Here is a 12,687-nt window from a genome sequence, read left to right as displayed (position 1 = left end):
ACCTACCCGATAAAAGGCCCATAGTATGATACGTCACAGTCTACTCTTCGTCCTTGTGTTAACCGCTTCTTCTCCCTTATGTGTTTCGGCGCAGACCAACAATAGCCCCGTCAGTAGTACAGCATCTTTTCATCTTGAGCCACTCTCTTGGTGGGCGGGCATGCATAATCCTAAGCTGCAACTGATGCTGCACAGCGATGCACTGCCCGCAGATGCTGCGCAACTTAAGGTTGAGATTGCTGGCCAAGATGTGGTGTTTGAAGGGGTTGAGCAGACGGATAATCCCCATTATTTGTTTATCAATTTAGACTTGCGCCAAGCCAAACCGCAGACCTTTGATATCCGCATTCTCGCTGGCGACAAGCAGCTCTTCCAACTGCCCTACACTTTAACTGCGCGGGCAGATGGCAGCCGCGAACGCCAAGGTTTTAGCAATAAAGATGTGATTTACCTTATCACCCCAGACCGATTCGCCAATGGCAACCCAAGCAATGACAATCAGGCCGATATGCTCGAGCATGCGGCGCTTGATAATTCCGATGGTCGCCATGGCGGCGATATCGAAGGTATACGCCAGCACTTAGATTACTTAGCCAAATTAGGTGTCACTCAGCTGTGGATCAACCCACTGCTTGAAAATAACCAAGCCCAATACTCCTACCATGGTTACGCCATTACCAATCTCTATCGGGTCGACCCGCGTTTTGGCAGCAATCAGGATTACCAAAAGTTAGTCACAGAGGCCAAACAGCATGGTCTTGGGGTGATTAAAGACGTAGTGCTTAACCATATCGGCTCAAACCATTGGTGGTTAAAGGATTTACCGAGCAGTGACTGGCTCAATGTCCCACAGCAGCCCAATGTCACTGACGCTAATACGGCTCCTGCGGCCAGTTCTACCAGCCCTAGTTCTACCAGCCCGAGTTTTACCAGTCATAGACGCACCACAGTGCAAGATCCCTACGCCGACACACAGGATAAAAGTGACTTTGTCGACGGTTGGTTTGTCGATTCGATGCCCGATCTCAATCAGCGCAACCCAAAACTTGCGACTTATCTAATTCAAAACAGCATTTGGTGGGTGGAATACGCAGGGCTTTCGGGCATTCGCGAAGACACCTACTCCTACGCTGATAAAACCTTTTTAGCCCAATGGTCAAAGGCCTTAATGGCCGAATACCCACATTTTAATATTGTCGGCGAAGAGTGGACCGCCAATCCCATTACCGTCTCCTATTGGCAAAAAGGCAAAATCAATGCCGATGGCTATACCTCAGATTTACCTAGCCTGATGGACTTTCCACTCTATGAAAAGCTGGTTGAAAGCCTAAACGAGCCCGAAGGCTGGGATACAGGTTTTATCAAGCTTTACGAGATGTTAGCGAATGATGTGGTATATGCTAACCCAAGCCAGTTAGTCCTCTTTGAAGGCAACCACGACACCAATCGGATTTATAGTCTGCTGAAAGAAAACCTGCCGCTGTACCAAATGGCCCTCACCTATGTGTTAACGGCAAAACGCATTCCACAGCTGTTTTACGGCACAGAAGTATTAATGACCAGCCCAACCGAAGGCCGCCACGACGGTGTAGTGCGTAGCGATTTTCCGGGTGGCTTTGCCAATAGCAAGGTCAACGGTTTTAGCGGTAAAGGGCTAAACGCAAAACAGCAACAAGCGCTTGCGTTTGTGCGCACCCTGCTCAATTACCGTAAACATTCAACCGCGCTGCAAACGGGCGATTTACTGCACTTTGTGCCGCAAAACGGCATTTATGTGCAATTTCGATGCGCGGCAAAACATGCCGTCGAGGGCAATGCCTGCTACCAAGCCGATGCGGATAAAGTGATGGTGATTTACAACAAGAATGACCAAGCACAAACGCTGGAGTTAAGCCGCTTTAGTAAGGTATTGGCGGGCAATACCTCGGCGAACTCAGTCTTCACTGGGGATAAGTTCAAGCTTAATCAATCAGTTACTCTGCCCCATGCTGGCGTGATGTTGCTTGAGCTTAATCACCAATAACCCATACTCAATCAAACTGCTAAACATACTTAGCTAACAGCGCGGCCAAACCATAGTTTGGCCGCCAAGTCAGTAAAGGAACCTAGGTTGAATTTTCTATTATCTAACAGCAGCAAACGTCGCGCTTATCGCTGGCAACAGGGATTTAGCATACTGGCCCTCAGCAGCATTAGCACCTTTTGCGCCATGGCCGCACCAGCAATCACCACTCAAGCAACGGCGTTACAGGCAGGGGCGGCTAAAACCATGCCTGAAAATCCAAATGTGGCCGATGGCGAAATCCTGCCAACCCATCACAATGGTGAGCAAGCAAATAAGTTTAAACCCGTTGTTTATCAAATTTTTACCCGACTCTATGGCAATAAAAACACCACCAATAAACCTTGGGGCACGATTAGCGAAAACGGTGTGGGTAAATTTAATGATATTGATGACACAGCGCTCAAAAGTATCAAAGAGTTAGGCGTTACCCATGTGTGGTATACGGGTGTGCCCCACCACGCCTTAATTGGCGATTACAGTGCAATTGGCGTCAGTCACGATGATCCCGATGTGGTTAAGGGCCGCGCCGGTTCGCCCTATGCGGTTAAAGATTATTACAACGTAAACCCCGATTTAGCTGTCGATCCCGCAAAACGTTTACAGGAGTTTCAGGCACTGATCGAGCGCACCCACAAGCAAGGCTTAAAGGTGATTATCGATATAGTGCCCAACCATGTGGCGCGTAATTACCATTCCATCACTAAGCCCGAGGGCGTACGCGATTTTGGTGAAGATGATAATCAAACCCTTGAATATGGAAAGCATAATAACTTTTACTATGTGACTGATAAAAAGCAATTCTCTGGCTTTCAAGTGCCCGATTTGCCTGATAGCCTCAAACCGTTAGGCGGCGAGTCGCATCCCCTAAGTGATGGTCAATTTAAGGAAATCCCCGCCAAATGGACGGGCAACGGCTCACGCCTCGCCAAGCCGGATATGAACGACTGGTATGAAACCGTTAAAATCAATTACGGTGTCCGCCCCGATGGCAGCCATGATTTCCCCGCACTGCCGCCACGCTATGCCACACTCGGCGCCGAGCAGCACTATGCTTTTTGGCAGCAACATAGTCATGAATTACCGAACTCTTGGATCAAGTTCAATCAAATTGCCCAGTATTGGTTAGCGATGGGAGTCGATGGGTTTCGTTACGATATGGCCGAAATGGTGCCCGTCGAGTTTTGGAGCTATTTAAATAGTCATATAAAACATAGCCATCCAGAAGCTTTTATCTTAGCAGAGGTCTATAACCCTGCGCTGTATCGCGACTATATTCATCTCGGCAAAATGGACTACCTCTACGACAAGGTCGATCTTTACGACACCCTCAAAGCCATTATGGCAGGACAAAAAAGTACCGCGCAGATCGCCGCGGATCAGGCCAAAGTGCAAGATATCGACTCGCATATGCTGCACTTTTTAGAAAACCACGACGAGCAGCGCATCGCCAATGCCGCCTTCTTAGGTGCCTTAACTGGTAACACCTCGACAGATTCGGTCGATCCTCGCTACGCCCTGCCCGCCATGGTGGTGTCAGCAACCTTAAGTACCTCACCCACCTTGCTTTATTTTGGTCAAGAAGTAGGTGAATCGGCGACGCAAAACCTAGGCTTTGACCATGCATCACGTACCAGTATTTTTGATTATGCAGGCGTCCCCACCCATCAGCGCTGGATGAATCAAGGTAAATTTGATGGTGGCCAATCAACCGCCACAGAGGTTGCGCTACGCACCTATTACCAAAAATTATTGAACCTCAGCACGGGGAAAAATGCGCCCGCGCTTTTAGGGCAATATTTCTCGCTGGATGAAACTAACCGCAGCGCGGTATCGGCTGCAAAGACTAGCAATAAGGCGAACAATAAGACAATCAATGGCAGCGCAACGGGTTATGATGACTCAACCTTTGCCTTTGTCCGCTTTGAGGCCCATACCGCCGATAACAAAGGTCAAAAGCTGATTATTGTCAGTAACTTTAGTCAAACCCAAACCAAATCATTTTCCCTTAAACTGCCCCAATCTCTGATTGCGCAATGGCAGTTAACCGATGCAAGCTATTCGCTTAAGGATTTGCTGGAAGACCATACAGCGCAGTTAATTGTCGAGCGAGGTGAAGGTCAAGTTCAGTTGCAGCTTGCACCACTCACCTCCGCGATATTTGAACTCGTCCATTAGCCCGCTAGCGAAGTAAGATAAAAATCTTAGGTTAGCGCCAGAGTCACACTTAGTTGTGACTCTGGCTTTTTTAAAACACACTAGCGTAAACATCAGTTAAACAGTACAGAGGCAAGCCATGTTACTCGGCATTCACCATGCAGCGATTATTTGCAGTGACTATCAAAAGTCCAAACACTTTTATGTGACTATTCTTGGCCTTAGCGTGCTTGCAGAACATTATCGTGAGGCGCGCAAGTCTTACAAACTCGATTTACAACTGCCGGATATGAGTCAAATTGAGTTGTTTTCCTTCGACAATCCTCCCAAACGCCCCAGTTATCCCGAAGCCTGCGGCCTTAGACATCTCGCCTTTCGCGTCGCATCGATTGAAACGGCAATCGAGCATCTTACGGCCCATGATATCGCCATCGAACCCGTCCGCATCGACGAATACACAGGCAAAAAGTTCACCTTCTTTAGCGATCCCGACGGCTTACCCCTAGAGTTATATGAGCTATAACCTGAATCCTCACTGTATTAAAAATATAAATAAAACAGCGCACTAAAATAGTGGATTCACGCAACGAATAAGATGAATAAAGCTTAATTACGCCAAGGGATATTTAGCAGTAGACTCAATTCAGCGGCGCAGCACTAGTCCATCGTTTGACCAATATGACACAGTAACAGGTCAGTGCTTGCCAAGGTTAACTACTGAGGAATTCAAGGTGTTTGATAATCCAGCATTATTGTTATGGAGTTTAGTCTTTGGCCTCTTTGGTCTTGGCTTTTTCACCTACGGCAAGCGCCAAGCTGCCCCCATCCCTCTGGCCGTCGGCCTCACCTTGATCATTTACCCTTATTTTGTCACCAATCTCGCACTACTTATCGCCATCGGAATAGCCCTTATCGCACTCCCCTATTTTGTAAGGATATGATTTTTAAGTAGTAGCAATACTCGTTTGTTATACGCAAACTACCGCGCATTAAATACGGGCCCTAAAAGGGCCTTAAGAGGACCGTTGCCGCCAGAATATAGGTGATCTATATATTTGCGATATAGAACTCTGCGAATTGTTGTTTCATCAGTTCCACAAGAATTACGAATGTATTCCACAATTGAGTCTAGTTTGCTTTTCGCTACCTTTCGCGGCGCATCTCCAGTAATGTTCTGATATTCAGGGAGCATGATATGGTTGGTTAGGTTTACTGTTGTTCCATAAAAGTCGATATTCAGTTCATTGACGTTCATGCTTGTATGAAAATCCTCTAACATGCCTGTAACACCAATCTCGGGCGTGCATGGAAGGAACGAAACCGAATCTCTGACCCGATCATATAAATCTGTTATAGGCCGAGAGTTATTTCTTCTGGCTGCTGGTATTGCTTCTGTTCGAACATCATCATCCAAGAAAACATAGCGCTTAACGTGGGGCGGGATAATCAACACTGATCTTTCTAGCATCTGCATGACTTGATAGTAGCCGCCAACGGGCACAACTTTGTACATTGGCTTATGGGTATTCCTATTCTCCTCATACTTTCCGAAAAGTTGTTCAAGTAATAATTTTGCCTCTTCATCTTCGACAAAAAATATGAAATCGCTTTTGACCTCTTCGTCAAATGCGATTTCACCAAGAACTTGAGCCGGAAATACATCTGTTTTTGTTGTGTACGATCCTTGCTCATCTCTAGAAATGAAAATAATGTTTCTTCTGTTGATATTTTTTATCAGAGTTGATGAGTGTGTGGAAAATATAACTGTTAAGTTTTTGTTTGTGGCTGTTTGAGTTATTTTATTTAGCAGCCTCACTTGCGCTTGAGGATGTAAGGCCATCTCAACTTCATCAATTAATATTAATGAGTTGTTTTCAGCGACAGCCATTTTTTGGGCGAGTTTAAGTACGCATAACTCGCCAAGACTAAAGTTTTTCTCTGAATAGTAGTGGGTTTCTCTTCCTGCTCTATATGGTAATAGAAATGCTTGGCTTCCCGTCCCTCTTCTGGTGTTAACGAACTTTAAGTCATTCCACTTATTGTCGTGAAGCACGGAAGATAAGAAGTCTGTAATATCACTATTTGCATGATTAATTCGCCTTGGAACTATTTCTTCCGCGTACGGCTCTACTCTGCTTCCATCTGCTTGAATAAAATGAATGCTTGGATATGGAAACTGCTGGAGAATATTTGCATTACTCCTTGGCGTTGGCGGCCAGCGTTTTCCTCCATAGGAGTATGTAACTTCCTGTCCGTTAATTGTGTACCGTACCTTCGCATCCTTAAACGTATCCAATTTTTCTTGCGTGGCGGTGGTTTTGTAGTGGTCTTGAAAGGCGCGGCCATGCCTTATTCGATATAAGGCGGCTAGCAGGCTGGTTTTACCTGAGCCGTTTAGGCCGGTAAGAAGCCAGAGTCCAGTCCTTGGAATATCAAACTTGAGATTGGAGATGCCTTTCAGATTTTCTAATTCAACTCTCATTTATTACTCACTTCATGAATTGCGTATAACGCCCTGTTAAGGTGTGAGCAACGCAACACAAAAGCCTCCGCATGTCACCTTAAACACTAACCGCAACGCATAGTAAAAATGCCACGCGTTGCGAATCACTCTTAAACAGATTGTTAGCTTTACCGCCCACCAAGCCCCGACCTTCCCATTGAGTGAGAAGGAGATGAAGTAGGAGGATCTGGGGTTACTTCAGGAGTAAGATCTAATCCTAGTTCCTTTCCAAGTTCTGCAAGGCTGATGCATTCAACAACCTTATTTTCACTATTTACGCCAGCGACCAAACCATATGATTCAAAACTTAAACCTCCACTTGATTCGCCTGTAGCTTTTTTGAATGAAGTAAAGTCTTTCACATAAGCGAAAAAGTCTTTTCCCTCCAAGCCACTTGATAGCATTGCTTCAATACTATTTGTTGACTTCCTAGAAAAGTAAGTCGTAGCCGAAACACCAAACTTCTGTCCATTTCGCAGTTCGTTTTCAAACATTGCGCCATACACTAGAAAGTGATGTGAATCTTTGTCCATAAAGTGTGCTTTGGCTTTTGCAAAATCACTAAATTTATCTTCTTCACTCTTTAGACTTTCGAATTTCTTTTTAAACTCGATCAGCACCCACTTGTTACCTTGGGAAAAAATCGAGTCACCCGCACTCTCTTCTTTAGCGTCTAATGGGGCAATAACCATTGAATCACCAATACAGTTACGGATAAAAAAGTATTCAACCGTTTTTTCCCACCATTTCAAACCCATATATATTCCTTTTCCTATTGTGAAGAACACAAACTTTAAGTGAAGCTAACATTTTATTCGTGCGCATGCGCGTTTACCTCTTTGGAGCAGTGAAAACGCGCATGGTTAACTATTTGTATGCAAAGAACTTATTAGTTTTATACTAAATGCACCATCTGGAAAAACGCGCACACCATTATCAAGCTGAGTGATTGTAGATTACGAATTAAACTCGTCCGAAGCCCTCTGTTTGAGTGAAAAATACAATTCTACTCGGCTTATTGGAAATTAATCCGTCGGTTATGGCCTAGTAATCTCCCTCATTTGGGTGAAACGGCAATAAATCGGCCTAATCTATCTAAATTTTATACATCTGCACTCATACCACTATTGGCTTGTATAAAATCTCAGGCACGCCACGCTTCTTAAAAAGGTATTGCATCGTCTTTGATATCTTTTCAGTATGAGAAACTGTTTTTATCTGGTAGTAACCAGTTAAAATTCGATTTGTCAGCATGACTGCGAAATCATAATCTTTCTGTTGATAAGGCTCAATAACGTTATTGGCTGGAATTAATTCATTTTGTTCATTCATTTCTAACCAATCCATCGCTTCAGCAAGCCAAAACATCCTTATTGCAATAGCTAACTCACATAATGGGTGGTCAGCAATCGTAATCGGGATCTCATAACCATCATCCCAATTGTAATGCCTTAATAATTCATATAATTCAGCTGCAGAAGAAATAGTTTTTACTAGGTTAACTGCCTCTTGAATATCTTCGATTTCATAACAAATTCTATCCGTAATGTCTGTCATTACTATAAGATCCTTAATGCTTCATTCGGCCCATTAAACATAGAGAAAAGAGGCATGCTTACTTAAAAAAGCCAAAACATCGAAACTCCATTTCACTCAAATCATCCTAATAAATAGGTTTAATTATTCTCTACAAATAGTTAAACGGCGAATTGCAAATATGCCCAGTAGCGAAAGGATTAATAGGGATAAACTGCCACCGCCGCTATAACCTTGTTTATGTTCTATGGTCGCAATATGTTCTTCTTTCACGCGGGTTTTAAAACGGGCTAATTCGGCGTCTAAATTAGTGATCATATCGTTTACCGCCAGTTCAAAACCTTCAGCTGATTTTTCACGTAGCACGTTGGTGACGGTCACCGCGGTTGAAGTATCAGTAAGTTGGTTGATACCGGGCGCCCTAAACAGCATCTTTTGGCTGCGCATATCAAATACGGCGGTATCGACAAAGGTTTGGATCGCGTTTTCATTGCCGGGCACCATATACATGCCGACTATGGTCCAATACAGCAGTGAAGCCTTATTCTCGCTGCTTTGTAACAGTTGATCGTAAGACACCAGTGCCATCACATCGACATCATGTAAGCGGGCGACCTGCTGTAAGGTGCTAAAACCTTTGCCATTTTTAAGGTAAGTGCTGGGGATTAATTCGATACGGTCAATAAAGTCATATTTAACAAAGGATTGTTTTACTTTATCCAGCAAGGCAATTTGCGAGCTGCTATCGAGGGCTTCGGATTGCCAATGGGTGGAAGGTAAAAAGGCGATGCCAACCGTGATGGGAAGACGCAATACCGGAATACTGGGTTGCTGCGCCTCACGTTGTTTATCATCTGGATAGAGATATTCAACCAGACTGCTGGAAACCACGTTTTTTTCGGTGGTGTTACCGTTAAAAAAAGCACTGCAACCACCAAGCAAGATGCTAATTGATGCCAGCGCACCCACAAGCCCTATGAATTTTGTCTTCATTTGTTTCCCTACCGTATCCTTACTGCGCACAGGCCATGCAACCCGTGCATATTGCCGCTACCTTAGCGAGTCACTGCTGTAAAAACAAGCCGTTAACTTCACATATCGCGCTTTTGTTTGGCTTTTTAGAGGCTTAGATACAACAAAGCCACATCGGAATGCGGCTTTGACTTAGATAATGACGACAATCAGTCGCGCAAATTCATCTGCTTAGGCGTATTTACGCACTTTTTTCAACGCGATTTGCTGCTTTAATGCCGATAAATGTTCGATAAACACTTTACCGTGTAAATGGTCGATTTCGTGTTGCAAAACAATGGCTAAAAAGTCATCGGTTTCGATTTCAATCGCTTTACCCTGTCTGTCTAAGGCAGTGACTTTGACCTTTTCAAAACGGCTCACTTTGGCGCGATAGCCAGGGATAGAAAGGCAGCCTTCTTCACCCACATATTCGCCAGACTTTTCAACAATCTCTGGATTAATCAGCACTAAGGGTTGGTCCCGATTTTCGGATAAATCGATCACAATCACCGCATCAGTACTGCCCACTTGGGTCGAGGCCAGACCGATACCATCGTCGGTGTGGTACATGGTTTCGATTAAATCATCGATAAATCCCTGAATCGCTTCAATGTCTTTTACGGGTTGTGCTTTGCGCTTTAGACGCTCATCGGGAATTGTCAGAATATCGAGTACAGCCATGCCTGTTTCATCTCTTAGTGAGTCAAAAAATTTGGCGCTATTATGAACTATTCCTGTGTTTTCTCAATATTCAAAACTAAATAGTTTAATAAAAATCATTACAATCGGTTTTTTAGATTTAAATTGCAGCAATATCAGCCGTCCTCTGTTTCACTTAGGCGCTATTTAACGCTACACTGGCTCACTTCTTTCATGGTTTTACTTGGCATCATCATGCGGTTTGCAAAAGATAAATCCCCACTTTATCGCTACTTAGAGCAAGATAAGGCCATTACGCCAGACGAAACGAATAGCACGCAAGAGACACAAAACACCCTCTCGCCAATGGCGAAGATTTGGCATATTGTCGCGATGATCCCGCCTGGCAAAGTCAGCAGTTATGGCAAGGTGGCCGATTTTGCCGGTTTACCCGGGCGTGCTCGCTATGTGTCAAAGGCGCTCAAATCAGCCCCCGAACATTTGTCACTTCCTTGGCATAGAGTACTCAACAGCCAAGGGAAAATTTCCTTCGAAAAGCATTCAGTCTCCTTTCAGGAACAGATGGAATTATTGCGTATTGAAGGCGTTACAGTGAACTGTGGCAAAGTAGACTTGTCTGAGTTTGAGTGGCAACCGGATATGGCAACCTTAGTGATGTCAATCCCCTTCTAGTTTAATATATTGATCTATAAACTGTTTACACCCGATATGGCCTCAGCTATAAACAATTAAGCTTGGCAGTTCAGCCAATGGGATAAGCGGTGTTAGCCGCAATCTGTTTGCGATATAAAGGAGCATTACTTGCGCACAATTCCAACGTTATTCGTGAGTCTCGCACTCACCCACAGCGTATTTGCGATGGCGGCGCCAACGCCTTTAACGCCTCAAACTGCTGAATATCAAGTTAATTATGGTGATATTGAGTTGGGTAAGGCCAAGTATCAACTGCCCGCCATGGAGGATGGGATCTACAAATATCGCTTCGACAGCGATCTTAGCCTGTTATTACTGACCGATGTGCGCCATGTGCTGAGTGAATTTGCTCAGGATGGCAATCAATTATTACCCCTGCGCTATTTGCATAAGCGCCAAGGTGTCGGCCCGAATTTTATCGAGCAAACCGCCTTTGCCAAGGGGCAAGGGATGATCCACACCCGTTATAAGGATGAAAAAGGTAAATTCCCCTTCGAAGGCGATATTTTCGATCCGTTAATGGTGCAGCTGCAGTTTCGTCTAGATATCAGCGCTGGTAAAGAAGTGCTTGATTATAAGATGATTAAATCTAACGAACTCGATGAGTATAAGTTCCATGTGATAGGTAAGGAACGGATGACAATTGAGAGCGGCAGTTACGATACAGTCAAAATTGAGGTCGTGCGGGACAATAATAAACGCCAAACCTTCTTCTGGATGGCGCCGGATTTAGCCTACCTCCCCGTTCGTCTAACGCACTTTGAAAAAGGCAGCAAACAGCTGGATATCAAACTGCTGAATTATCATTTCGACGATGTGCCAGTTGAAGTCGTACCCGCTGCCGTTGAAGCCGCAGCCGTTGATACTGAAGTTCCAACGGAGCAGAAAGTCCCTAAACTCCTCGGCACAGGCGCGAATTAAGCCTGATATACAGCTATCGCTGGTTTAAGACGGATTGAGTGCTGTTGCTAAGATGCCGTAACAACGCAGCACAAAACACAAAAGGCCAAACGTAGTGACTCCGTTTGGCCTTTTTGTTTCAGATTTAATGCCGTCAAAGTGGAATGACAGCGACAGCGCCCTATTACAAATCGATAAGCAGCTCACCTAAGCGGAACAACTTCCAATTGCCAGGCTGCATCACTTGCCAGTCCTCGTTTTCGGTGAGCGGCCGAGTGGCAATGACAGTCACTACATCGTGTGGCGTGGTTTCTTTATCAAAATCAATCACGACATCGGTATCAATTAATTTTGCCTTGCCAAACGGCGCCCTGCGGGTGATGTAACACAGATTATTACTGCAATAGCTCATCAAGTATTCACCATCACTGAGGATCATATTAAACACCCCAAGGGCGCGGATTTGTTCGGCAAGCGTAGCCACAAATCGAAACACCGCTTGCATATCCTCTGGGCGACGGTCACCAAACTTGGCCGCGACTTGCTCCAGTATCCAGCAAAAAGCCAGCTCGCTGTCGGTATCGCCGACACTCTGATAGCGGGACACCTGAAACTTCGCCTGATAGTCGCTTAACTGACCATTATGGGCATAGGTCCAATAACGGCCCCACAACTCACGGGTAAAAGGATGAGTATTTTCAAGGGAAACACAGCCGCGATTGGCCTGACGAATATGGCTTATCACCACCTCGCTTTTAATCGGATAGGATTTGATTAATTTTGCAATGTGCGACTCACTACTCGGGCAGGCATCTTTAAACGTACGGCTGCCACGGCCCTCATAGAAAGTGATCCCCCAACCGTCGACATGGGGCCCAGTGACGCCACCACGCTGTGCTAATCCCGTAAAACTAAACACAATATCGGTCGGCACATTGGCGCTCATCGCCAGTAACTCACACATATTTCTCGCCTTTCTCAATCCAAATATCCACGGTTTTGCATTGTAACTAGTTGATGACATTTGTGGAATGATCAAAGGTGACAAAAAATTTAAACAATTGTTTGAAAAATACTTGTATTAAAACTGCCTTAGGTTTAACTTTTATGCGACACAGGTCAGACCACAAACTATAATTGTGATCGCAATCAACAAAACTCG

General features: G+C 44.9%; 12 protein-coding genes. 6 read left to right on the top strand and 6 right to left on the bottom strand.

All coding sequences use genetic code 11. The features are described from left to right. The first annotated feature begins 25 nt into the window (after positions 1–25). The 4 genes from CBX96_RS04510 (at position 26) to CBX96_RS04495 (ending at position 5,160) form a co-directional block, all read left to right on the top strand. On the top strand, positions 26–2,023 hold the full coding sequence (locus tag CBX96_RS04510; RefSeq protein WP_109285864.1) for a glycoside hydrolase family 13 protein: 1,998 nt from the start codon (positions 26–28) through the stop codon (positions 2,021–2,023). 87 nt (positions 2,024–2,110) lie between these two features. Further along, the gene (locus tag CBX96_RS04505) at positions 2,111–4,240 is read left to right on the top strand and encodes an alpha-amylase family protein (RefSeq protein WP_109285863.1); all 2,130 of its coding nucleotides are present in this window, start codon (positions 2,111–2,113) and stop codon (positions 4,238–4,240) included. 118 nt (positions 4,241–4,358) lie between these two features. After that, the gene (locus CBX96_RS04500; protein ID WP_109285862.1) at positions 4,359–4,742 is read left to right on the top strand and encodes a VOC family protein; all 384 of its coding nucleotides are present in this window, start codon (positions 4,359–4,361) and stop codon (positions 4,740–4,742) included. Between the two features lie 208 nt (positions 4,743–4,950). Then, positions 4,951–5,160: a hypothetical protein gene (locus tag CBX96_RS04495; protein WP_109285861.1), complete on the top strand. Its 210-nt coding sequence runs from the start codon at positions 4,951–4,953 to the stop codon at positions 5,158–5,160. A gap of 38 nt (positions 5,161–5,198) precedes the next feature. Here CBX96_RS04495 and CBX96_RS04490 read toward each other — a convergent pair whose 3' ends face one another. The 5 genes from CBX96_RS04490 to def all read right to left on the bottom strand — a co-directional run bounded on the left by CBX96_RS04490 (position 5,199) and on the right by def (position 9,953). Then, positions 5,199–6,701, bottom strand: a complete 1,503-nt coding sequence (locus CBX96_RS04490) for an ATP-dependent endonuclease (protein WP_109285860.1) — start codon at positions 6,699–6,701, stop codon at positions 5,199–5,201. A 149-nt stretch (positions 6,702–6,850) separates the two neighbouring features. Next, positions 6,851–7,480 carry a hypothetical protein gene (locus CBX96_RS04480; protein WP_109285858.1) on the bottom strand — a complete coding sequence of 210 codons (630 nt, stop codon included), beginning with the start codon at positions 7,478–7,480 and terminating at the stop codon, positions 6,851–6,853. 358 nt (positions 7,481–7,838) lie between these two features. After that, the gene (locus tag CBX96_RS04475; RefSeq protein ID WP_109285857.1) at positions 7,839–8,279 is read right to left on the bottom strand and encodes a DUF4274 domain-containing protein; all 441 of its coding nucleotides are present in this window, start codon (positions 8,277–8,279) and stop codon (positions 7,839–7,841) included. Positions 8,280–8,402: 123 nt separating this feature from the next. Beyond that, positions 8,403–9,251, bottom strand: coding sequence for a rhombotarget lipoprotein (rhlP, locus tag CBX96_RS04470; protein ID WP_109285856.1), 849 nt, complete (start codon positions 9,249–9,251; stop codon positions 8,403–8,405). A 210-nt stretch (positions 9,252–9,461) separates the two neighbouring features. Then, positions 9,462–9,953: a peptide deformylase gene (def, locus tag CBX96_RS04465; RefSeq protein WP_011622905.1), complete on the bottom strand. Its 492-nt coding sequence runs from the start codon at positions 9,951–9,953 to the stop codon at positions 9,462–9,464. A 210-nt stretch (positions 9,954–10,163) separates the two neighbouring features. Here def and CBX96_RS04460 point away from each other — a divergent pair, with 210 nt between their 5' ends. Beyond that, positions 10,164–10,604, top strand: a complete 441-nt coding sequence (locus tag CBX96_RS04460; RefSeq protein ID WP_109286028.1) for an MGMT family protein — start codon at positions 10,164–10,166, stop codon at positions 10,602–10,604. Positions 10,605–10,733: 129 nt separating this feature from the next. Next, positions 10,734–11,546 carry a DUF3108 domain-containing protein gene (locus CBX96_RS04455; RefSeq protein ID WP_109285855.1) on the top strand — a complete coding sequence of 271 codons (813 nt, stop codon included), beginning with the start codon at positions 10,734–10,736 and terminating at the stop codon, positions 11,544–11,546. A 163-nt stretch (positions 11,547–11,709) separates the two neighbouring features. Here the strand turns inward: CBX96_RS04455 and CBX96_RS04450 are convergent, their stop codons facing one another. Next, positions 11,710–12,489, bottom strand: coding sequence for a class II glutamine amidotransferase (locus tag CBX96_RS04450; protein WP_088211317.1), 780 nt, complete (start codon positions 12,487–12,489; stop codon positions 11,710–11,712). Between the last annotated feature and the right edge of the window lie 198 nt (positions 12,490–12,687).

The organism is Shewanella sp. BC20, assembly GCF_003129585.1.
Taxonomy (GTDB): Bacteria; Pseudomonadota; Gammaproteobacteria; order Enterobacterales; family Shewanellaceae; genus Shewanella; species Shewanella seohaensis.
The sequence above is the reverse complement of the archived record's forward strand: the minus strand, read 5'-3'. Positions and strand labels throughout refer to the sequence as shown.